At 37.3% G+C, this 22209-nt stretch carries 21 protein-coding genes; 19 read left to right on the top strand and 2 right to left on the bottom strand.

Annotated elements, in window-relative coordinates; genetic code table 11:
• Positions 1 to 164: 164 nt before the first annotated feature.
• Both V7127_RS06965 and V7127_RS06960 read left to right on the top strand, forming a co-directional pair.
• Complete coding sequence (locus V7127_RS06965; RefSeq protein ID WP_335346309.1) at positions 165 to 956, top strand: patatin-like phospholipase family protein; 792 nt, start codon at positions 165 to 167, stop codon at positions 954 to 956.
• Positions 953 to 1969 (top strand): SepM family pheromone-processing serine protease, encoded by a 1017-nt coding sequence (locus V7127_RS06960; RefSeq protein WP_335346310.1) that lies wholly within the window; start codon positions 953 to 955, stop codon positions 1967 to 1969. The genes V7127_RS06965 and V7127_RS06960 overlap by 4 nt, the downstream gene beginning before the upstream one ends.
• A 35-nt stretch (positions 1970 to 2004) precedes the next feature.
• On the opposite strand, the gene V7127_RS06955 is transcribed toward V7127_RS06960, so the two are convergent.
• The gene (locus V7127_RS06955; protein WP_335354305.1) at positions 2005 to 3219 is read right to left on the bottom strand and encodes a nucleotidyltransferase; all 1215 of its coding nucleotides are present in this window, start codon (positions 3217 to 3219) and stop codon (positions 2005 to 2007) included.
• Positions 3220 to 3399: 180 nt separating this feature from the next.
• Here V7127_RS06955 and V7127_RS06950 point away from each other — a divergent pair, with 180 nt between their 5' ends.
• The 4 genes from V7127_RS06950 to V7127_RS06935 all read left to right on the top strand — a co-directional run bounded on the left by V7127_RS06950 (position 3400) and on the right by V7127_RS06935 (position 5703).
• Entirely contained in the window at positions 3400 to 3924 is a 525-nt protein-coding gene (locus V7127_RS06950; protein ID WP_335347709.1) for a YceD family protein, read from the top strand.
• 47 nt (positions 3925 to 3971) lie between these two features.
• Positions 3972 to 4145: a 50S ribosomal protein L32 gene (rpmF, locus tag V7127_RS06945; RefSeq protein ID WP_003348855.1), complete on the top strand. Its 174-nt coding sequence runs from the start codon at positions 3972 to 3974 to the stop codon at positions 4143 to 4145.
• 105 nt (positions 4146 to 4250) lie between these two features.
• Positions 4251 to 5009: an enoyl-CoA hydratase/isomerase family protein gene (locus tag V7127_RS06940; RefSeq protein ID WP_335484453.1), complete on the top strand. Its 759-nt coding sequence runs from the start codon at positions 4251 to 4253 to the stop codon at positions 5007 to 5009.
• Between the two features lie 100 nt (positions 5010 to 5109).
• A complete protein-coding gene (locus V7127_RS06935) occupies positions 5110 to 5703 on the top strand; it encodes an RsfA family transcriptional regulator (protein ID WP_335347707.1) in 594 nt (197 codons plus the stop codon).
• Positions 5704 to 5806: 103 nt separating this feature from the next.
• Here V7127_RS06935 and V7127_RS06930 read toward each other — a convergent pair whose 3' ends face one another.
• Positions 5807 to 6280, bottom strand: a complete 474-nt coding sequence (locus V7127_RS06930; RefSeq protein ID WP_335354304.1) for an N-acetyltransferase — start codon at positions 6278 to 6280, stop codon at positions 5807 to 5809.
• 291 nt (positions 6281 to 6571) lie between these two features.
• Between V7127_RS06930 and V7127_RS06925 the strand changes: the two genes are divergently transcribed.
• The 13 genes from V7127_RS06925 to murD all read left to right on the top strand — a co-directional run bounded on the left by V7127_RS06925 (position 6572) and on the right by murD (position 22136).
• A complete protein-coding gene (locus V7127_RS06925; RefSeq protein WP_335354303.1) occupies positions 6572 to 7918 on the top strand; it encodes an acetyl-CoA carboxylase biotin carboxylase subunit in 1347 nt (448 codons plus the stop codon).
• 148 nt (positions 7919 to 8066) lie between these two features.
• Positions 8067 to 8990 (top strand): 2-dehydropantoate 2-reductase, encoded by a 924-nt coding sequence (locus V7127_RS06920; RefSeq protein WP_335484451.1) that lies wholly within the window; start codon positions 8067 to 8069, stop codon positions 8988 to 8990.
• Between the two features lie 17 nt (positions 8991 to 9007).
• Positions 9008 to 9403 carry a DUF3397 domain-containing protein gene (locus tag V7127_RS06915; RefSeq protein WP_335346569.1) on the top strand — a complete coding sequence of 132 codons (396 nt, stop codon included), beginning with the start codon at positions 9008 to 9010 and terminating at the stop codon, positions 9401 to 9403.
• Positions 9404 to 9542: 139 nt separating this feature from the next.
• Positions 9543 to 11177, top strand: coding sequence for a bacillithiol biosynthesis cysteine-adding enzyme BshC (gene bshC, locus V7127_RS06910; protein ID WP_335484449.1), 1635 nt, complete (start codon positions 9543 to 9545; stop codon positions 11175 to 11177).
• Between the two features lie 234 nt (positions 11178 to 11411).
• Positions 11412 to 11843, top strand: coding sequence for a division/cell wall cluster transcriptional repressor MraZ (gene mraZ / locus V7127_RS06905; protein WP_066289421.1), 432 nt, complete (start codon positions 11412 to 11414; stop codon positions 11841 to 11843).
• A 30-nt stretch (positions 11844 to 11873) separates the two neighbouring features.
• Positions 11874 to 12806, top strand: coding sequence for a 16S rRNA (cytosine(1402)-N(4))-methyltransferase RsmH (gene rsmH / locus V7127_RS06900; RefSeq protein ID WP_335346571.1), 933 nt, complete (start codon positions 11874 to 11876; stop codon positions 12804 to 12806).
• Between the two features lie 45 nt (positions 12807 to 12851).
• Entirely contained in the window at positions 12852 to 13217 is a 366-nt protein-coding gene (gene ftsL / locus V7127_RS06895) for a cell division protein FtsL (RefSeq protein WP_335354301.1), read from the top strand.
• Entirely contained in the window at positions 13217 to 15463 is a 2247-nt protein-coding gene (locus V7127_RS06890; RefSeq protein ID WP_335484446.1) for a penicillin-binding protein, read from the top strand. Before ftsL ends, V7127_RS06890 begins: the two co-directional genes overlap by 1 nt.
• A 306-nt stretch (positions 15464 to 15769) precedes the next feature.
• A complete protein-coding gene (locus V7127_RS06885) occupies positions 15770 to 17689 on the top strand; it encodes a stage V sporulation protein D (protein WP_335354299.1) in 1920 nt (639 codons plus the stop codon).
• Positions 17690 to 17888: 199 nt separating this feature from the next.
• On the top strand, positions 17889 to 19349 hold the full coding sequence (locus V7127_RS06880; RefSeq protein WP_335484443.1) for a UDP-N-acetylmuramoyl-L-alanyl-D-glutamate--2,6-diaminopimelate ligase: 1461 nt from the start codon (positions 17889 to 17891) through the stop codon (positions 19347 to 19349).
• A 1-nt stretch (position 19350) separates the two neighbouring features.
• The gene (locus tag V7127_RS06875) at positions 19351 to 19812 is read left to right on the top strand and encodes a hypothetical protein (protein ID WP_335346575.1); all 462 of its coding nucleotides are present in this window, start codon (positions 19351 to 19353) and stop codon (positions 19810 to 19812) included.
• Positions 19809 to 20783: a phospho-N-acetylmuramoyl-pentapeptide-transferase gene (gene mraY, locus V7127_RS06870; RefSeq protein WP_335346576.1), complete on the top strand. Its 975-nt coding sequence runs from the start codon at positions 19809 to 19811 to the stop codon at positions 20781 to 20783. The genes V7127_RS06875 and mraY overlap by 4 nt, the downstream gene beginning before the upstream one ends.
• The gene (murD, locus tag V7127_RS06865) at positions 20784 to 22136 is read left to right on the top strand and encodes a UDP-N-acetylmuramoyl-L-alanine--D-glutamate ligase (protein ID WP_335354298.1); all 1353 of its coding nucleotides are present in this window, start codon (positions 20784 to 20786) and stop codon (positions 22134 to 22136) included. It abuts the gene before it with no gap.
• Positions 22137 to 22209: the final 73 nt, after the last annotated feature.

The raw sequence follows: 22209 nt of genomic DNA, 5'->3' as shown, positions 1-22209 counted from the left end.
AAGTTGAACTGACTGTTACTTCAAATAAGCCTTGTCCTCTATAAATCAATATACTCATAGAACAGTAAAATAGACCATAAGATTGAACATGAATCATTAATTACCTCACATTTAGGCATACAGCTCATAACACAAAGAAAAATAGCCTCGAAGGAGGAATCTTTTTGGAAAGGCCGAAAATTGGATTGGCACTTGGATCAGGAGGAGCTAGAGGGTTTGCACATTTAGGAGCTATTAAGGTATTGAAGGAAGAAGGAATTCCGATTGATTTTATAGCTGGGAGCAGTATGGGCGCGATGGTTGGATGTTTTTACGGGGCCGGATTGGATATTAACCGCTTATATAAATTAGCTAAAGCTTTTAAACGTAAATATTATCTGGATTTTACTGTTCCGAAAATGGGTTTTATTGCAGGGAAAAAAGTGAAGGAGCTTATACGTATTTTTACTCACGGCAAACATTTAGAGCAATTAGAGCTGCCGGTTAAGGTAGTTGCAACAGATTTAATGACTGGGGAAAAGGTGATCTTTGAAAAAGGTCCCATTGCTGATGCAGTTCGTGCCAGTATATCAATTCCTGGGATATTTGTTCCTGAAAAACTTAACGGTCGTCTCCTTGTAGATGGCGGGGTTGTTGACCGTGTCCCCGTATCTGTTGTAAAGGAAATGGGTGCAGATATTGTCATTGCGATAGATGTATCACATGTCAAAACAAATGCTGAAATTACATCCATTTACGATGTAATTATGCAGAGTTTGGATATTTTGCAGATGGAATTAGTCACTCATCGGGAAATTGTTTCGGATTTTATGATTAAGCCACGGGTTGAAATGTATAGTTCAAGAGCATTTACAAATATTGAAGATATCATTCGAATTGGGGAAGAAGAAACGAGAAAGCAAATTAAACAAATTAAAGAAGTAATCAACCAGTGGAAGGAGCCTGCAAGTGAATGAGAAATAAATACATTATACGTTCCTTCATGACCGCAGCAATCATTCTAATATTAAGTTCTTTTTATTCCTTACCGTACTATGTGTCTAAGCCAGGCTTAGCAAAAGAACTTGGACCAATCATTCAAGTCGAAAACGGATACGAGGAAGCAGGAAGCTTCATGCTGACGACTGTGAGGATGGGGAAAGCAAATATATATTCATATGCCATTGCAAAGCTAAACCCATATCATGAACTATATCAAATTGATGAAATCAGGAGGGAAAACGAAACGGATGAAGAATATAATGTTCGGCAGCTTCATTTAATGTCTTCTTCTAAACAGTCAGCCATTGAAACGGCATACAAGAAAGCGAAAATTCCCATTCATTATAAGTATCATGGCATTTTTGTCTTGAATGTGAAGCCTGGTATGCCTGCTGATGGAAAACTGAAAGCAGGTGACCGCATCTTTAAAGTTGATGGGAAGGAATTTGAATCCTCAGATCAATTTATTACTTATATTTCCGGAAAAAATGAAGGTGACGAAGTAGAGTTTACATTTGAACGCCAAAATAAAATAAGTGAGATCAAGATTGCGTTACAAAAACTTCAAGAGACTGGAAAAGCTGGTGTTGGGATTGCCTTAGTGGATGATAAGGAAATTGAGGTAAAGCCAAATGTAACGATAAACAGCGAGGATATTGGCGGACCTTCCGCAGGCTTTATGTTCTCGTTGGAAATATATAATCAGTTAGTGGAAGAAGATTATACGAGAGGATATAAAATTGCCGGAACTGGAACGATTAACTCAAAAGGAGTGATAGGGAGAATTGGGGGAATTGAGCTAAAAATTGTTGCTGCTGATAAAGCTGGTGCAGAAATTTTCTTTGCTCCAAAAGAAGGTGGAGCACAAGATTCTAATTATAATGCGGCAGTAAAGACGGCGAAGGATATTGGTTCAAAAATGAAAGTTGTTCCCGTTGATACATTTGATGAAGCCATTGATTATTTATATAAACTAAAATCAAAATAGCGGCATAAACCGCTATTTTTGATGTTGAATTTTTGTTATTCCAGGAAAAGCGGCGGCTGTTTAAATTCCATTTCCAACAGGCGCTGCTGGGCATTTCCTAAGGCACCCATTGAATAAATCCGGGAAGCTTTAATATCAAGTGCTAGTTGATTATTGTGCACTGAGGAAATTTTTGAAATTAAAGGCAGCTGCAGCCGTGATTTTTTCTTGTTTAAATACTGTCTCCCTTTAGAAGTCATTCCTAATAGACGCAAATATTCTGCTTTTTCAGCTTGATTATTCATTTCATTCTTTCTTGTATTTGTTAAAATATGTAAACATGCCCTTTGAAGCCTTGTCCACGTATACCTCTTCGTTTTTATTTTTTTCATAAACTCATTAAAACTATTCGATACGAGTACAGCGTCAGCAAGACGATTTTCTAGACCTTCTTCCACTTCATAAATAAAGCTTAATTCCTTCAAAGTGGAATGCAGAATTCTATATTTTAAATACGGCCAATAGGTCTCCCATTGATGAAAAAGCCCGAATTCCTGTCTATAATCAAGTAGTGCTTGATAGGATGTTTTAGGCATGTATTGTTTAAGGTCAGCCATATTACCTTCCTCTGAGAATAAGGCTTTTCTAATGCTTGTTGCACTAGCAATCGTTTCAGAAGAAAAATGAGGATCATGATAATCTGCACTCTTCCTAGACACTGTCAAAGGCTGAATAGAAGCACCTTGTTTTTGAACAGCCTTTATATATTGAAAACCCAATATATTATTAGGTTTTGACATATCAAGCAACTCTTTATGTGGGGATAGATCATGGAAAGATAAAGAAGTTGCCTTCGGATAACTATTTCCTCGTTCTAAATAATATTTCACTTGTCTTTGATAATGTTCATTATTTGTTTCAAGGAAGGTGATAGTCCGGTAAAAGCTTTCGATATCTCCTGATTCACTTCCAAAGCAAAGGGAATGACATCCTGCAGCTTCGAGAATGGAAACTGCGCCGCTTGCAAATGAATTAGCCTGCTGTGTAGCAAAGGAATATGGCAGTTCAAAAACAATATCAGCTCCGGCCTTTAATGCCATCTCTGTGCGCTTCCATTTTGATACTAGGGAGGGTTCGCCTCTTTGAAGAAAATTACCGCTCATCACCGCAATAACAACTTCAGCATCTGCAAGTTTTTTTGCTTCCTGCAGATGAAAAGCATGTCCATTATGAAAAGGATTATATTCTACAATTACGCCAACAGCATTCATTTTCATTTTGTCTCCTTACATTAGTTTAAAAGAGAGTGGGGAGGTGAAGGATAATAAAAAAGCAGAAAGGACAAAGGGTTTAAATAATCTGATAATGAACACATTATACTGTAAAGATTTTTTATTGACAAATAATTATTTGAAAGCTATAATTACCTTTGTTGCCTTGGGGTGATTTATATGAAATGGACATTAAGTCAGTTACAAAAATATCGAAGCAAGGAATTGCTCATTGATGAATTAGTTGAAGTTGACGAGATTAAAAACATTGATCCGACAATTAGAGATGCATCACCGATGAGGGTCACTGGCCGAGCGGATATTGATTCTGCAAAGGTATCCTTCCATTTAAAAATGGAAGGGAAAATAATTCTTCCTTGTTCTCGTACGTTAGTTGACGTAAGCTATCCAATTAATGTAGAAACAACTGAAACTTTTCTCTTAAAAGGTTTAGATTATGAAACCGATGAGGAAGTTCACCAAGTAATAGGTGATGTGATTGACCTAATGCCGGTCATTCATGAGATCCTGTTACTCGAGGTTCCAATGCAAGTATTCTGCGAAGATAGCAGTGAAGAAGGAGCTCCTCAGTCTGGAAAGGATTGGGAGGTCATTCAGGAGCAAGATAAAAAGGATAAAATAGATCCTCGTCTTGCTGGACTTGCTCATTTTTTTGATCATAGTGATCCTTCTTCCGATTCATAATTGGAGGAAAACTACACTCTCTAAATCTCTTTAAGGAGGTGGGACTAATGGCTGTACCTTTTAGAAGAACTTCTAAAACTGCGAAAAGAAAACGTCGTACCCATTTTAAATTACAGGTACCTGGTATGGTAGAATGCCCAAACTGTGGTGAAATGAAACTTGCTCACCGCGTATGTAAGGCTTGCGGAACATACAAAGGAAAAGAAGTTGTTAACAACTAATTTCCAATCAGATAAAAGCACAAGAACATAATGTTCTTGTGCTTTTATCGTTTTGAGCTACTATTAGAAGGAGAAAGAACAATATAAATGCTGATGGGGGATCTCATGGACTCATACATATTGGAAAAGCATGCAGATGGATTATTAGTGTTTACGATTAACAGACCAGATAAAAGAAATGCAATCAGTTATGAAATTATGGACGGTTTAGAAGAAGCCCTGTCTCTAGCTAATGAAGATGATATTAAGGTTCTGGCAATAACAGGTCAAGGGGGAAAGGCGTTTTGTTCTGGTGGGGATTTATCCGATTTCCATCGTTTAAGAACAGAGGAGGAAGCCTATGTGATGCTTAGTAGAATGTCCGATTTACTAGTCAAGCTTTTGCTGTTGCCAAAGCCTACAATTGCCCTGCTGAACGGAACTGCCGTTGGAGGAGGCTGTGAGCTAGCTTCAGCCTGTGATTTTCGTATTGCAAGTAAGCATGTTAAGGCTGGATTTATCCAAGGTTCTTTGGCTATTACTACTGGCTGGGGAGGCGGAACCTTTCTATCTGAAAGACTTTTGCCTGCGAATGCGATGAAAATGCTAATGGAAGCTCACACTTATGAAGCAGAACAATTAAAAGAACTAGGGTTTGTTCAATCTATTGTCGAGGGGGATATTCTAGAAAGCGCCCGAAAATACTTAAAAAATATACTTTGTTTAGAGTCAGATGTGTTAAAAGCCTATAAAACAATGTTTATTAATAAATGGAATGAGTCCGGGCTTCAAGAGAGAGTGAAGGAAGAGGTAAGGAGATGTGCGAAATTATGGGAGAGTGACGCACATCATCAGCAAGTAGCCAAGTTTTTGGAGAAAAAATAAGGTTTTTCTACATTCTTTATAGATAATCATTTAGGATATCAGTCTATCTTTTCTAGCATAAGCATATGTATAAATAAAAAACACTAGGAGGGATATTCTGATGTCTTCAACTCGACAAGATGCTTGGACTCACGATGAAGATTTACTTCTTGCTGAATTGGTGCTTCGCCATATTAGAGAAGGTGGTACACAGCTTCAGGCTTTTGAAAAAGTAGGGAAAAAACTATCAAGGACAGCAGCAGCTTGCGGATTTCGCTGGAATTCATTTGTAAGAAAACAATATAAATCTGGTATTGAGCTAGCCAAAAAACAGCGGAAGGAAAGAAAACACAACCCTCAAGCTGAAGAGGCAGAAAAGTTACAAGAAAATGACCACGTAGCGGATAATCTTGAAGTTCTTGCAGAAAATTCACATGGAAATGAAAAACCGTTGGAATTTGAAGATTTGATCAGCTACTTAAAAAACCTTTATCACAAAGCTGAAGAGTCCAGTTCACAAAGTGAAGATATTAAAACAAATGAAGCAAGAATTCAACAGCTTGAAAAGCAGCTGTATTATCTTGCATCAGAAAACGAACGTTTAATCAAAGAATTAAACTCAATTGAAAAGGAATACAAGTCATTAATTGAAATTATGGAAAGAGCAAGAAAAATGGTTGCAATCAAAAATGAAGATAGTCAGCAAAAAATTTAATCTGAAAAAATAAAAGCGGACAATTTTTGTCCGCTTCGTACATATGTCCGTTTTGCATATTCTATTTCACTGTCAAGGTCATTGGAGCTTTAAGCATCCCTAATTAATGAGTCTGCTCTTTAACCCCTTCTGGAAACCATACTAGAGGGTTTTCTCCACGATCTCTTTCCATGTCATAATGAACAGAAGAAAAGCCCATCTTTTGCCAAAACTCAGCTGACTTTACTCTTGGATTTGTCTTAATTGGCAGACCTAAACTTTTCGAATATTCAACAAGTGCAGTTCCATAGCCTTTATTTTGATAGTCAGGGATTACTTCTAATTTCCATAATTCTAAGTAATCTTGAGCAGGTTCGAAATATCTGTCAAAGTTTTTTTCAACTTGATAAAGGCTCATTCTTGCAACTAACTTATCCCCAAAATAAATTCCGTAAAACGGTGACTTACTATCGTTCTCAATTATATTTGCTTCCAGATCTTCAAGCATAGAAAGCTCTTGTAAGCCATATTCTTTAAATTTTTTAAACTCTTCAAGTGTTTTATAATTAATAACCAATTTTTCAACCGTGTATTCCATGAATATTCCTCCCTTTTAATCCTATAGTTATAAGTAGGATTTTTTTATCTAAATAATGTAGGCGCTTTCTTCTATTAATAATATTATATAACAATAATCAGGAAATTGTAATCAATCTGACATTTAATCTTTATATGGAAATGACTAGCGATTATTCTCATCGAACCGTTTACACGTAAAGGAGGAAAACACGGAAGGTTGTAGAAGTATACTACATGGATTATTTAACCTTTCAATGGACTTTAGATCAGCTTCTTGTTAGACATCGAGGAAGAAAGGGGAGAGCCATTAGTGAGGAAAATATTAATTGCAAATAGAGGAGAAATTGCTTTACGTATTATCAAAACCTGTCATTTAATGGGCATTGAAACTGTCGCTGTTTATTCCGATGCCGACAAGGAAATGCCTTTCGTCAAAAAGGCTGCACATGCATTTAGTATTGGAGAAGCACCGGTGAATCAATCGTATTTAAAAATGGATACGATACTGGAAATCGCGAAAAAGGAAGGAGTAGATGCCATTCATCCTGGCTATGGCTTTTTATCGGAAAATGCGGATTTCGCAAAGGCTGTACATAAGGCGGGAATCTCATTTATTGGTCCATCTCCGGATACGATTGAATTAATGGGAGACAAAATTGTCTCAAGGCGAACGATGATGGAGGCGGGTGTACCAGTAGTTCCAGGCAGTGAGGAAGGAACCTCTACACTTGAGGAAGCTTGCCGGCTCGCAGAGTTAATTGGTTATCCAGTAATGCTTAAAGCTAGCGGAGGCGGTGGAGGAATAGGCATGATACGCTGTGAAAATGAGCAAGCCCTTGCCAAATCCTTTGGGTCTACGAAAGCGCGAGCAAAAGCCTATTTTGGTTCAGAAGAAGTATTTGTTGAAAAATATATAGAAAATGCAAGGCATATAGAGGTACAAATTTTTGGAGATGATTATGGAAATAATGTCCACTTGTACGAAAGGGATTGCTCCATTCAAAGAAGGCACCAAAAAGTGGTAGAGGAATCACCATCCCCATTTTTAACTGAAGAATGTAAGGGGAAAATGTACGAGACAGCCTTAAAAGCAGCCTCTGCAGTTAACTATAAAAATGCAGGCACAATTGAATTTATTGTGGATGAGCAGGAAAATTTTTATTTTTTAGAAATGAATACAAGGCTTCAAGTAGAGCATCCTGTTACAGAACAAATAACGGGTTTGGACCTAGTGGAATGGCAAATTCTTGTTGCTAGGGGAGATAAATTACCGCTGTTGCAAAATGAAATAAGCAGATCGGGACATGCGATTGAATTTAGATTATATGCAGAAGACCCGAAAAGTTTTCTGCCTTCTCCGGGAAAAATTGAAGTGTTCCAATGGCATGCCATTAAAGGTGTCCGTGTAGATTCAGGATATGATTCAGCCTCTACTGTTACACCCTTTTATGATCCAATGATCGCAAAGTGCATAATATATAGTGAAACTAGGGATGAGGCAATAAGGAAGGCTAGCAAATTTTTTGCTGAACTTGAGTTAAAGGGAATTAATACAAATGCACCTCTTTTTAAAGAAATATTGATGGATTCAGACTTTAAAAGCGGCAATTATACGACAAGCTTTCTTTTAAATAAAACCTTTTCAGTCAATATTTGAGATGCTGTGAATGCAGTTAATTTGTTGAATTGGATGTTAAGGTTATTATTTCCCTTTTTCACTTCCGAAAAAGGGGTTCTTTGTATACATATAATTAACTCTTAATAGTAGTCTTTCTAATTACCTTTTATCATTTTTCTGTTAAAATATGACTAAATACATAGATAGTGAAGTGGATGTTATGAAAATTGCAATTATTGGCGGAGGATCATTAGGTCTTCTATTTGCCCATTATCTAAATGAATTTCATCATGTATGCTTATATGTCCGTTCAATGGAACAGGAGTTTACCTTATCATCTGAAGGATTAATTTTTGAAAAAAATGAACAAAAGATCGTTCATTCTATTAACACTGCAAAGTTTTCTGCTTGGGAAGGAAATGAAGATTTAACAATTCTTGCTGTTAAACAATATCATTTGCCCGATATTTTGCAGAGAATCGCAGACATTGCCCCCTGCTATAAAGGATCTTTCTTATTTCTGCAAAATGGTATGGGGCATATCAAATTATTGGATTCGATACAGGCGAATAATGTTTATATTGGATCTGTCGAGCATGGAGCAAAGAAGGAAAGTTTAAATCATGTTATTCATACAGGAAATGGAATTACGAGAATAGCTATATATAAGGGCCAATCTTTAAACCTTATGAATGAAATAGCAAATCAATATGTTGATCGCTTTCCGTTTGTGACAGAAAAAGATTATGAAAGCATGCTAGTAAAAAAGCTAATTGTAAATTCAGTTATTAATCCTTTAACCGCAGTTTTAAATGTTCGCAATGGTGAACTACTTGACAACCCATATTACAATAAGCTCTTTAAGCAAATGTTTAACGAAATTAGTTCTATTTTATATATGGAGAATAAAGATGAGACACTATCACATCTTGAAAATGTATGCAGGAAAACAGCTGCTAATCGTTCATCCATGCTCCAAGATTTAGATGGAAATCGACCGACTGAAGTGGATGCGATCCTAGGCTATGTGCTGGAAAAGGCAGGTGACATTGGAGTGCATGCTCCTCTTACTGAATTTTTTTATCATTCGATAAAAGGTAAGGAGTATTAAGGAAGGGAGGCGTATGAATGATATCTTTTTTATCTTCAGTCATTGCTATATTTGTTACAATTCCATTATTAGGTTATTTTCTCGTATTCATTATATGTAAGCAAGTGACAAGGCAGCATAAAAAATCAGTACACATGGCTCTAGATGTAAGTACCTTCCTGTTTATCATCTCTGTCCATTTTTTAATACTGGCAATTTGGGAACAATCGTTTTTATGGATTATTTTTTTATCCTTGCTTGTTTTAGCCATTATATTTGTCTTACTTCATTGGAAAATCAAACATGAAATAAATTTGCTGCTAGTTTTCAAAGGGTTTTGGCGATTTAATTTTCTCGTATTTTTTACGGCATATATTGTGTTAACAGTAATTGGATTAATTCAAAGCGTAAGTGGATTTGTAGCGGGAGGTTAATATAATTTTGAGCAAAGTCTTTTTCTTTTCAAATCAGACAATGCTATACTCATATGGAAACAAATGAAGATGAATAAGAATGATTGATAAGCATGTACAGCCTATTAATGAAAATTGTGGATTAGAAAGGAAGACTTAAATGGAGATTTTAAATCTCTCCTTACCGGCGACAAACCGATTTGCAACAGAATATTTAGAACAGACAAAGAATATTCAGAGATATTTTCATTATCGTTACAATGACCACTTAGATTTTGAAAAACGCCGCGGAGAATTATTGAATCGTTCATATATGAGAGAAGAACTCGCAGCTCACATTGAACAATACATGTCTAAATTCCCAGGCTCTGAAATGGTTCAGTCTTCACTCCAAAAGCTGAAGCAGGAAAATAGTACAGTTATTATTGGTGGTCAGCAGGCGGGTATACTTACTGGGCCACTTTATAGCATACATAAGATTATTTCGATCGTTAGCCTGGCGAAACAAAAGGAGCAGGAATTAAATATTCCGGTTATACCAGTCTTTTGGATTGCAGGAGAGGATCATGATTATCAGGAAGTTAATCATGTATATGTTGAAAATAACAATAAAATCGAAAAGAAAGTATATCCGGAAAAAATACGTGATAAACGAATGGTCTCTGATATTACGATCGACCGGGAACAGTGTCTCAAATGGGTGGAAGCGATTATTCAAACTTTTGGGGAAACTGAACATACGCTAGGCCTTCTGGCAGAAGCGGAAGCAGCTATCAGCAAATCTGATTCATTTGTTGATTTTTTTGCCTATCTTATTATGCAGATGTTTAAGGATACGGGTCTCTTAATTATTGATTCAGGTGACCGAAAACTTCGAAGTCTTGAAAAGGAGTTTTTTGTCAAACAAATAAACTGCTTTAAAGAGATCACGAAATCTGTATTATCCCAGCAGTCTGAACTTAAAGAAGATGGCTTTTCAAATATGATTGAAATAAGTAATGATGCTGCAAATTTATTTTATTATGACGAAGATAATTATGAAAGAATCCTCCTAGAGTATGATAAGGATAAGGATGCATTCAGCGGAAAAGACGGTTCCTTTCAAATCACCCGGCAAAGCTTGCTTGATCTCGCACAGGAGTTTCCTGAAAAGCTTAGCAATAACGTAGTAACTAGACCGATCATGCAAGAATGGCTATTTCCAACACTTGCTTTTATTGCTGGACCTGGAGAAATTGCGTACTGGGCAGAGCTAAAAATGGCGTTTGAACACTTTGATTTAAGAATGCCTCCAATCGTACCTCGTCTAAATATTACCTTCCTAGATCGCTCTATAGAATCAGATATACTTGAGCTTGGGCTTGATTTGGAAGAAGTATTAATTTCGGGTACAGAAAAGGAAAGGCTTCAGTTTCTACAATCAATTAGGGATCAGCAATTGAAAGAGCTTTTCAATAAAACAAAGCAGGAATTTCTGCAAAATTACGAAATGCTGGAAAGCTATTTAATGAAAAAAGATAGAGGCTTGGTTCCACTTCTTAAAAAGAATGAAGGCTTATTGATCAAGCAGCTGGATTTTATGGAAGCAAAGCTTGATCAGGCAGAACAATTAAAATATGACGTATTGATAAATAAGTTTGCAAGGGTAGAGAATGCCATCAGGCCACTAGGTTCACCCCAAGAACGGATGTTGAATTGTTTATTCTTTATCAATCAATATGGATTTAACTTTATCCATAACCTTTTGGAGTGCAGCTTTACATTCGATGGCACCCATAAATTAATTAAAATGTAAGCAATAAAATATTTGCCGAAAAAAGACTTTATCCCATAGGATGAAGTCTTTTTTTGTTGAAGAACAGAGAGGATTTTAAAATGGTGCAAAGATTTGTAGGGAAAAGACGAACGAAAAAATGGGAATAGCTGATATTTTCTAAAGGATTTTAAAGCCAGTCATAGAATTTTAAAAATATGTGGAGGAAAGTGGGGGAATGTGGTACATTTGAGTAAGAAAGTGGGGTTAGTGGGTATGTTCATGGGGGAGTACCATCATAACATTGATAATAAGGGCCGTTTAATTGTACCTGCTAAATTCCGTGATGGTTTAGGAGAATCATTTGTCCTAACACGCGGCTTGGATCAATGTTTGTTTGGCTACCCAATGGATGAATGGAAGCTGCTAGAAGAAAAGCTTAAAGGCTTACCGCTCACAAAAAAAGATGCTCGTGCATTTACCCGTTTTTTCTTTTCTGGTGCTACGGAATGTGAAATTGATAAACAAGGAAGAATAAATATAACCTCCCCTCTTGCTTCATATGCAAACTTGGAAAAAGAATGTGTCGTTTTAGGGGTTTCCAGCAGGATTGAAATATGGAGTAAAAGTTTATGGGAGGATTATTTCTCTGATTCAGAGGAATCTTTTGCTGAAATTGCAGAGAATATGATTGGGTTTGATATTTAACTTTATTCAGCAGAAAAAGAGGTGGACATCATGTTTGAACATACAACAGTATTACTGAAAGAAACAGTAGATGGTTTGGATATTCATCCTGAAGGCGTGTATGTTGATTGTACATTAGGCGGGGCAGGACATAGTGAATTAATATTGTCCAAGCTATCAGGTAATGGAAAGCTATATGCTTTTGACCAAGACGATACGGCTATTTTACATGCTAAGGAAAAACTTGCAAAATACGGTGATAGAATAACATTTATTAAAAGTAACTTTGAACATCTTCAAGCGGAATTGGAAAAGTTGGGAGTTCATCAAGTTGATGGGGTATTGTATGATTTAGGTGTTTCATCTCCCCAATTAGATACTCCTGAACGAGGCTTTAGCTATCATCATGATGCTCCATTAGATATGAGAATGGACATGGATGCAGATTTTTCTGCTTATGATGTCGTTAATCATTGGAGCTATGGTGATTTAGTAAAGATTTTCTTTAAATACGGAGAAGAAAAGTTTTCAAAGCAAATTGCTCGAAAAATTGAAGCTGCACGCGAACTGTCTCCAATTGAAACGACTGGCCAGCTCGTTGAATTGATTAAGGAAGCAATTCCAGCCCCCGCTAGAAGAAAAGGCGGTCACCCTGGAAAAAGAGTTTTTCAGGCAATACGTATTGCCGTTAATGACGAATTAGGCGTATTTGAGAGATCCTTGCAGCAAGCTATTGATATTTTGAAGCCTGGCGGAAGGATTAGTGTCATTACATTCCATTCACTCGAGGATAGGATTTGCAAGGTTTCATTTAAAGCTGCGAGCGAAACACCTAATCTCCCTCATGGATTGCCGATTATTCCAGATGAATTCAAACCAGTCTTAAAATTAATTACAAGAAAGCCTATCACTCCGTCTGAAGAAGAACTGGAGATGAATAATAGAGCTAGATCAGCAAAGCTTCGAATCGCTGAAAAATTATAGAAAATAATTGAAAACTAAAATAGAAACTATAACAGGAGGGATAGAATGGGAAACCTAGCGCGGAAACTCCAGCAAGAGCAAAGACATGAACAGCAAAAACAAATGGTACAAGCACCAAAGAAGGTAAAGAATCGAAATCCGTGGCTTTCACCAGGGGAAAAAATATTAGGTTTAGTTTTCACAGGGATTGTTTGTTTTGGTGCAGTTAATATTGTCTCTAATCAAGCGGCAATTTACGAAATAAATAAAGAAATTCAAGATACAAAAGTAGCTATTCAGGAACAGAATAGGGTAAATGGAGATCTTGAAATGCAAGTAAGCGAACTAAGTACATACGAACGGATTTGGGAAAAGGCGAAGGAGCTAGGGCTGAAATTAAATGAAAACAATGTTAAGGTTGTGCACGATTAATGATTAAAAAACAGCCAAATATTAACTTTGGAGCAGCAATATTATTTGTAATGTTTGGTCTGCTCTTTTTTGTCTTAGTTTACCGCTTTATCTCCATACAAATGACAGGTGAAATCCGGGGACATGTTCTAGCTGCAAAGGCGCAACAAAAATATGAAAATGAAAGAGTAATAGAAGCAAGGCGAGGGACGATATTTGACCGAAATGGAGAAGTCCTCGCTACTGATATGAACTCATATAAACTTGTTGCGATTTTAGATGAGAAAATGACCACAAATGATAAAAAGCCCCGTCACGTGATGAATCCAGAAAAAACGGCAAGAGAACTTGCAAAAGTAATTGAAATGAATGAGTCAGACATTTATAAAATCTTAACTAAATTAAAACCTGATAGTAATGAAAAGCCTTTTCAGGTTGAGTTCGGCAAAGCTGGCCGTGATTTAACAAACCAGAAGAAAAGAGAAATAGAAGAATTGAAGCTTCCTGGGATTACATTCATTAAAGATACAAAACGTTTTTATCCTAATGGTGTATTTGCTTCCCATTTAGTTGGTTACGTAGAAAAAAAAGAAACTGAAAAAAATAGAACTGATACAATAGGAATGCTCGGATTAGAGCAAAGTCTGAATGATATTTTGACAGGGGAAAATGGCAAGGTTAAATACGAAAGTGATCTTTGGGGATACCTATTGTCTGACAGTGAGGAACATGTTACCCCTGCTCGTGATGGACAGGATGTCTATTTAACGATTGATAAGAAAATCCAAACCTTTTTGGAGGATTCTTTAAATAAAGTAGATAGCGAATATAAACCAAAGAAAATTTTCGCGGTTGTGGCAGATCCGAAAACCGGAGAGATCCTGGCAATGGGGCAAAGGCCCTCATTTCACCCAATGACGAAGGAAGGGATAAGTGAAACATGGCATAATGAGATCATTGAGAATTCATTTGAACCAGGTTCAACGATGAAAATTTTTACCTTGGGAGCGGCTATTGAAGAAGGAGTTTTCAACCCGAATGATTCATTTAAGTCAGGACAATATGCCGTAGATAATAAGACAAGACCTGTTCGAGATTGGAACAATGGCAATGGCTGGGGAACCATTTCCTATTTAGAAGGGGTTCAACGCTCATCCAACGTTGTATTCGCAAAACTTGTAAAAGAAAAACTGGGCTTTGACCGCTACGAACAATATTTAACGAGTTTTGGCTTTGACCGGCCAACAGGAATTGAATTGCCGAAAGAAACAGGAGGTAAAATCGTCTATAATTGGCCATTGGAAAAAATAACAACTGGCTTTGGGCAGGGAACAGCTATTACTCCTATCCAGCAGGTTCAGGCGGCTACTGCTATCGCCAATGATGGGAATATGATGAAGCCTCATATTATTAGTAGAATTGTCGATCCTAATAGTGATGATAGAATAGTTAAAAAGACCGAGCCCGAAATTGCAGGAAAGCCTATTTCCGCAAACACAGCAAAACAAGTTAGAGATATTTTGGAAACGGTCGTATCCTCACCTAAAGGAACCGGCTTCAATTATTACAATATTGAAGGATACGATATTGCTGGAAAAACAGGGACTGCACAAATTCCTGATCCTCAAGGCGGATATTTAACTGGCCGTCAAAACTATGTGTTTTCATTTTTAGGAATGGCTCCAAAGGATGATCCTAAGTTAGTTGTCTATGTGGCAGTCCAGCAGCCTGAAATTGATATTCATACGAGTGGAGCAATTCCAGTTGCTGATATTTTTAATCCGGTTATGAAGAGCAGTCTGCAATATTTGAATATTGATCCAGTAGTGCAAACAAAACCTAATTTTGATTTAATACCTAATGTGACAGACCTAACAACCGAAGAGGCTATTAAACAATTAAATAACAAAGGGATGGAACCGATTGTAATTGGAAAAGGCAATCAGATAATAAAACAGCTTCCAGAAGCTAGCTCAAACTTGCTTTCGAAAGAAAAGGTTATGATTCGAACAGATGGGCAATTAACGATTCCGGATATGACAGGTTGGTCATTGCGAGACGTAATGAAGATTGCCAAGCTAGGAAATTTAAAGCTAAATTCTGTTGGAAATGGATATGTAAAGAAGCAAAATTTAAAACCTGGTGCATTATTTAACGAAGGTGAATATTTAATAGTAGAGTTAGAGCCTCCGATTGAAAAATACAGAGTGGACGAAGAGGAGCAAACAGTAGAAGACGAGGAAGAAACGATTGAAGTGAAAGATTAAACAAAGAACTGAAGACCATAACAAAATATATGGAGTGATAATCAAAGTTTTTGATTATTTGTCCAATGTTCTGTTGGTCTTTTTTTATTGTCTAGCTTCAGGTCCTCCGCATTTCTATTGTCTAGCTGCAGCGCCTAGGGGCTCGAGGTCATAAGTCCATCCAGCATGAAGGTAAAGAACAACCTTCCTGCTGGCTGGTCTTATGCTTGTCGCCCCTGGGCAAGGCGCCTCCGCTTTTCTTATTCTATTTAAATGGGTACAAGCATATATTGGAACGAGCCATAAACTAAGGAGGATCGTTCGTGTATGCGTGTTTCTAATGTAACAGTGAGAAAAAGGTTAACAATAGCTTTAGTCGCAGGCATGTTAATTTTTTTTATAATCGATATTCGGCTTGGATATGTTCAATTCTTTTTGGGCAACTCATTAACAGATGGTGCAAAAGAACTATGGAGCCGTGATATACCCTTCGAACCTGAAAGAGGCGAAATCGTTGACCGTAATGGGATCGCGCTTGCGACAAATGTCAGTGCACCTACAATATATGTAGTACCAAGGCAAATTAAAGACCCTCATGATGTTGCGGAAAAATTGGCTGCAGTCCTTAATGCATCTAAGGAAAAAATTTATTCAGAGATTACTAAGAAAGAAAAAGATGTAAAATTAACAGCTGGAAGAAAGATCTCCCATGAAAAGGCAAAAGAAATAAGAGCGTTGAATATAGATGGTGTTTATCTTGGTGAGGATTCAAAAAGACATTATCCATTTGGAAATTATTTGTCCCATGTTTTAGGGTTTGCCGGGATTGATAATCAAGGGTTGATGGGTTTAGAACTTTATTATGATAAAGAATTGCAGGGGAAAAAGGGATCCGTTAAGTTTTATGCAAATGCAAAAGGTGAACGAATGAATGATATGGCTGACGATTATGATCCCCCTGAGGATGGATTAGATTTAAGGTTAACAATAGATTCTAAGGTTCAGACCATTATGGAACGGGTATTAGATAATGCTCAAGCGACTTATAACCCAGATGGAATAATTGCTATCGCGATGAATCCGAATAATGGAGAAATATTAGCGATGTCAAGCAGGCCAAATTTTGATCCTGCTAATTTCCGGAATGTCTCACCTGAAGTTTACAACCGTAATCTCCCAATTTGGAGTACATTTGAACCAGGATCTACTTTTAAAATCATAACACTTGCTGCCGCATTGGAGGAAGGGAAGGTAGATCTGAAAAAAGATCATTTCCATGATCCGGGCTACGTTAAAGTGGGCGGAGCAAGATTGCGATGCTGGAAAAAAGGCGGCCATGGCAGCCAATCATTCCTTGAAGTAGTTCAAAATTCGTGTAACCCTGGCTTTGTTGAGCTTGGTGATAGATTAGGAAAAGAAACTTTATTTAAATATATAAGAGACTTTGGATTTGGTGAAAAAACAGGAATAGACCTGCAAGGAGAAGGAACTGGAATCCTGTTTAATATGGATAAAGTGGGGCCCGTTGAACAAGCAACTACTGCTTTTGGACAGGGGGTTTCAGTCACTCCCATCCAACAAGTTGCTGCCCTTTCAGCAGCTATAAACGGCGGGACATTATATACGCCATATGTAGCAAAGGAACTCATTGATCCAATAACTGGTGAAGTTGTGATGAGAAAAACTCCTACAGCTAAAAGGGAAGTAATTTCAAAAGAAACATCAGATCAAATTAGATATGCCCTTGAAAGTGTTGTGGCCCAAGGAACGGGAGGTAAAGCATTTATTGACGGGTACCGTGTGGGAGGAAAAACCGGAACAGCCCAAAAGGCCCAAGGCGGCAGATACCTTGAAAATAACCATATCGTTTCATTTATTGGCTTTGCCCCAGCAGATGATCCACAGCTAGTTGTATATGTTGCTGTAGATAATCCAAAAGGCACCGTTCAATTTGGGGGAGTTGTTGCTGCCCCGATTGTAGGAGACATTATGGAAGATAGTCTGCGTGCGATGGGAGTTAAGCCGAGGGAAAAACAAATCGAGAAAAAGCTTACATGGCCTGATGTTCCGATGATCGAAGTGCCGGATTTAGTAGGGATAACGAAAAAAGAGCTCGGAGAACTATATATTAATTTAAGAATAGATGCTAGCGGGGAAGGGAACAAAGTGGTTAAGCAAACACCAGAACCGGGAATAAAGCTTAAAGAAGGGTCCACAATAAGACTTTATTTTGGCAAGGAAGAATAAAATAATGCCATTCTAAAAAAAAGCGGGCGGCCCATTATGATACGCCGCCTGCATTTTTATTATCCATTTTTAGACTTAGTAAATTCGAATAGCTAAATGTCAATTTTTCATGTAAAATGAAAATCGTTACGATTTTTGGCTGTTTCTAATATGGCATGGATTATAGTATGTAAAGTCTATGAGTTAAGGGGATGACGAAATGAAGTTACATACGCTTTTGCATGATTTGCAGCCATACATGGCATATAGCGGAGAAAATCCTGACATCTCTTCAATAGAAAATGACAGTCGTAAAGTGGAAAAAGGCAGTTTGTTCATTTGTATTAAAGGATTTACAGTAGATGGACATGATTTTGCCTCCTCTGCGGTAAAGAAGGGTGCGGCCGCAATCATTTCCGAAAAAGAAATGAACCTTTCTGTACCGGTTATTGTTGTTCGAAATACAAGGCGTGCAATGGCGTTATTAGCCGACTCCTTTTTCAAACAGCCAAGTAAGAAACTGCATTTAATTGGGATTACCGGAACAAATGGCAAGACAACAACAAGCCATTTAATCGAAAAAATATTATCCGATTATGGCAGAAAGACTGGCTTGATTGGGACAATGTATACAAAAATAGGGGATAAAATATCGGAAGTGAAAAATACAACTCCAGATGCCCTTACACTGCAAAGGATTTTCAGACGAATGGCTGATGCTGGTGTACAATCAACAGTGATGGAAGTTTCTTCTCATGCTTTGGATGAAGGAAGGGTCCACGGGTGTGATTTTGATATAGCCGTTTTCACAAATTTAACTCAGGATCACTTGGATTTCCATAAAACCATGGATGAGTATAGAAATGCAAAAGGTCTTTTGTTTGCACAGTTAGGCAGTGCATTCCGATATAATCCTCCAAAGTATGCCGTTCTAAATAACGATGATTCTGTAACCAATCATTATATAAAAGCAACATCAGCTCATGTTTTAACATATGGGATTGATCAGCCTGCAGATTTACAAGCTGTAAATATCCAAATGACAGCTTTTGGGACATCATTTGAATTACATAGTCCATTTGGAATTTATCAAATATCTATGCAGCTAGTAGGGATATTTAGCGTATATAATGTGTTGGCAGCAATTGGTGCAGGGATAGCATCCGGCATTCCTATGAAACCGATCATTCAATCAATTGAGGAAGTGAAAGGTGTTTCTGGCCGTTTTGAGACAGTCGATGCAGGACAGAAATTTACTGTGATTGTTGATTATGCACATACGCCAGACAGCTTAGAAAATGCATTGAAAACAGTCAAGCAAATTGCTGCAAAAAGAATTTTTGTAATCGTTGGCTGTGGCGGGGACAGGGACCGTTCGAAAAGGCCATTAATGGCAAGTATTGCATGTCAGTATGGCACCGATGCTATTTTCACTTCTGATAATCCCCGTAGTGAGGATCCCCTCGCGATATTGGCAGATATGGAAGCTGGGGTAAAAGGTCAAAAATATAAAGTTATTCTTGACCGAAAAGAAGCAATTTATTATGCAATTAACATGGCAGCTGAAGGTGATGTCATATTAATAGCTGGAAAAGGGCATGAAACCTATCAGCTAATTGGAAATCAAGTTTTTGATTTTGATGACCGGCTAGTTGCAAAAGCGGCAATAGAGGAGCGATAAAATGTTATTAGCGTATGGTGATTTAGCGAAACTGTTTCCGAAAATGAAAGGAATACAGGATCATGAGCTTTTTTTTCATACGGTCGCGACAATTTCAGATGTACCCCAATTCAGAGGAGTGTTCATCCCTCTTGGCGAGAATACAGGGGAGTTGAAGAAAGCCATTGAAAATGGTGCAGTTGCTGCCCTGTGGAAGGAAGAGATGGAGATTCCCCGATATACTCCTAATCATTTTCCAATATTTTTTACTAATGACTTATTGAAAGGCTTAAAGGACATGATGGAACTATATATAGAAAAATTAAACCAACAACAAAAAACAGAACTTAAAGTGACTAATTTCCTCTTTTCAGATGAAATACTTCTTAATGAAAATAATTCAACATATGATATTGCTGTGATAGCAGAAAAAATGAAGGTAATAAATAATCTGCTCCAGGATGGAAAGGAGGGAGCAAAATGATGGAGAAAGTAATATTTTTTACAATAATAATGAGCTTTTTAGTAACAGTCCTGCTTTCTCCCATCTTTATCCCCTTCTTGAGAAGATTAAAATTTGGGCAAAGCATAAGAGAGGAAGGTCCTCAATCACATTTAAAGAAATCCGGTACTCCTACGATGGGGGGAATTATGATCCTTCTCTCGATTGCCATTACTACCATTGTGATGACAGGGAAGTTCTCTGAACCAACTGTAAAGACTTATTTGCTCTTATTAGTTACACTCGGATTTGGGCTGCTTGGTTTCCTTGATGACTTTATTAAGGTCGCTTTGAAAAGGAATCTAGGATTGACTTCAATACAGAAGTTATTAGGGCAAATTATTATTTCAATTATTTTTTATTTTGTTTTTCAGCAAAACGATTTTTCAACAGTCATTCATATTCCATTAACAAATCTTTCTTTTGATTTAGGCTGGATGTATGTTTTCTTTATCATATTTTGGCTAGTTGGCTTTTCCAATGCTGTGAATCTTACAGATGGTTTGGATGGTCTTTTATCTGGAACAGCTGCAATCGCTTTTGGAGCGTTTGCTGTTTTGGCTTGGAGTTTATCACAATTTGAAATTGCCATTTTTTCTGTAGCGGTGGCAGGTGCTGTGCTAGGGTTCCTCGTTTTCAATGCTCATCCTGCCAAAGTATTTATGGGGGATACCGGCTCCCTAGCACTTGGTGGAGCTATTGCTACAATTGCTATATTAACAAAGCTTGAAATCATTTTACTTATTATTGGCGGCGTTTTTGTAATCGAAACTTTGTCTGTTATTTTACAGGTGATTTCATTTAAAACAACAGGTAAAAGGATCTTTAAGATGAGTCCATTACATCATCATTATGAGCTAATTGGATGGTCTGAGTGGAGAGTAGTGGTGACCTTTTGGGCTGTAGGCCTGCTTTGCGCAATTCTTGGAATCTATATTGAGGTGTGGATGTAATTGAAACAGATCAATCGCTATCGTCATAAAAAAATATTAGTATTAGGATTAGCAAAAAGTGGGGTTGCTGCTGCTTCTCTTTTACATAAACTCGGTGCTTTTGTAACCGTAAATGATTACAAACCACTTTCCGAAAATCTGGAGGCACAAAGTCTGCTAGAAGAAGGAATTACTGTTATATGTGGAGAGCATCCTATAGGACTCCTTGAAGAGGGTTTTGAGCTTATCGTGAAAAATCCGGGGATTCCTTATCATAATCCAATGATTGTAGGGGCAATTGAAAAGGAGATACCTATTATTACAGAGGTTGAGCTTGCCTATCAAATTTCTGAAGCCCCGCTTATTGGGATCACAGGGACAAATGGGAAGACAACAACTACCACACTTATTTATGAAATGCTGAAGGAAGGCGGGAAGCTTCCTTTAATTGCAGGCAATATTGGTACAGTAGCATCCGATGTAGCACAGGAGGCAACTAGGGAAAATACAATTGTTATCGAATTGTCTTCTTTTCAGCTTATGGGTATAAATGAATTTAAACCGAAAATTGCTATTTTAACAAATCTTTACGATGCTCACCTTGATTATCATGGGACAAGAAATGATTATGTTCAAGCGAAAGCAAATATTACTAAAAATCAAACGAATGATGATTATTTTATCGTAAATGCTGAGCAGGATGAAGTGTTGGAGGTCGCTGCACAGTCAAATGCCACAATCATTCCGTTTTCAGTTAAAAGTAAATTAAATTCTGGTGTTTATCATGAAAACGGCTGGATTTACTTTAATAACGAAAGAATTATTGAGACAAAGGAAATCGTGTTGCCGGGTGCTCATAACTTAGAAAATATTTTTTCTGCTATTGCTGCGGCCAAGCTTTCATCAGTTGATAACGAGGCAATTTCAAAAGTACTTCGTACATTTATAGGTGTTAAGCATCGCTTGCAGTATGTTAGAGAATTTGGGGGCAGAAAATTTTATAACGATTCAAAAGCAACGAATATTTTAGCAACTCAAAATGCTATTTCCGCTTTTCATGAACCTATTATTCTTCTTGCGGGCGGTTTGGACCGTGGGAATGAATTTGATGAACTCACTCCTTACTTCAAAAACGTAAAGGCAATAGTAACCTTTGGGCAAACAGCCCCAAAAATTGAAAGAGCTGCCATTAAAGCAGGAATAAAAAACATTTTGCATGTCGATAATGTGGAAAAAGCCGTTCCTGTAGCCTATCAGTTATCTGAACTGGGAGACGTGATATTATTATCGCCAGCTTGTGCGAGCTGGGATCAATATAAAACTTTTGAGGTTAGGGGAGACATTTTTATACAAGCGGTGCATATGCTTAAGTGAGGGCTTGTACGCGAAAAAGGAAAAAACAGCTTAGGGAGTCATCTTTCGCAAAAATTGCTTCGTTTTTTACACG

Origin of the sequence: Bacillus sp. JJ1773 (genome assembly GCF_036962035.1) — a bacterium.
GTDB lineage: Bacteria > Bacillota > Bacilli > Bacillales > Cytobacillaceae > Cytobacillus.
Note: the sequence above shows the minus strand (reverse complement) of the source record. Positions and strands in the feature narration are given on the sequence as shown.

Coding starts and splice junctions, on each gene's coding strand:
- V7127_RS06960 (WP_335346310.1), top strand. CDS start 953: ATGAGAAATAAATACATTATACGTTCCTTCATGACCGCAGCAATCATT.
- V7127_RS06955 (WP_335354305.1), bottom strand. CDS start 3,219: ATGAATGCTGTTGGCGTAATTGTAGAATATAATCCTTTTCATAATGGA.
- V7127_RS06950 (WP_335347709.1), top strand. CDS start 3,400: ATGAAATGGACATTAAGTCAGTTACAAAAATATCGAAGCAAGGAATTG.
- rpmF (WP_003348855.1), top strand. CDS start 3,972: ATGGCTGTACCTTTTAGAAGAACTTCTAAAACTGCGAAAAGAAAACGT.
- V7127_RS06940 (WP_335484453.1), top strand. CDS start 4,251: ATGGACTCATACATATTGGAAAAGCATGCAGATGGATTATTAGTGTTT.
- V7127_RS06935 (WP_335347707.1), top strand. CDS start 5,110: ATGTCTTCAACTCGACAAGATGCTTGGACTCACGATGAAGATTTACTT.
- V7127_RS06930 (WP_335354304.1), bottom strand. CDS start 6,280: ATGGAATACACGGTTGAAAAATTGGTTATTAATTATAAAACACTTGAA.
- V7127_RS06920 (WP_335484451.1), top strand. CDS start 8,067: ATGACTAAATACATAGATAGTGAAGTGGATGTTATGAAAATTGCAATT.
- V7127_RS06915 (WP_335346569.1), top strand. CDS start 9,008: ATGATATCTTTTTTATCTTCAGTCATTGCTATATTTGTTACAATTCCA.
- bshC (WP_335484449.1), top strand. CDS start 9,543: ATGGAGATTTTAAATCTCTCCTTACCGGCGACAAACCGATTTGCAACA.
- mraZ (WP_066289421.1), top strand. CDS start 11,412: ATGTTCATGGGGGAGTACCATCATAACATTGATAATAAGGGCCGTTTA.
- rsmH (WP_335346571.1), top strand. CDS start 11,874: ATGTTTGAACATACAACAGTATTACTGAAAGAAACAGTAGATGGTTTG.
- ftsL (WP_335354301.1), top strand. CDS start 12,852: ATGGGAAACCTAGCGCGGAAACTCCAGCAAGAGCAAAGACATGAACAG.
- V7127_RS06890 (WP_335484446.1), top strand. CDS start 13,217: ATGATTAAAAAACAGCCAAATATTAACTTTGGAGCAGCAATATTATTT.
- V7127_RS06885 (WP_335354299.1), top strand. CDS start 15,770: ATGCGTGTTTCTAATGTAACAGTGAGAAAAAGGTTAACAATAGCTTTA.
- V7127_RS06880 (WP_335484443.1), top strand. CDS start 17,889: ATGAAGTTACATACGCTTTTGCATGATTTGCAGCCATACATGGCATAT.
- V7127_RS06875 (WP_335346575.1), top strand. CDS start 19,351: ATGTTATTAGCGTATGGTGATTTAGCGAAACTGTTTCCGAAAATGAAA.
- mraY (WP_335346576.1), top strand. CDS start 19,809: ATGATGGAGAAAGTAATATTTTTTACAATAATAATGAGCTTTTTAGTA.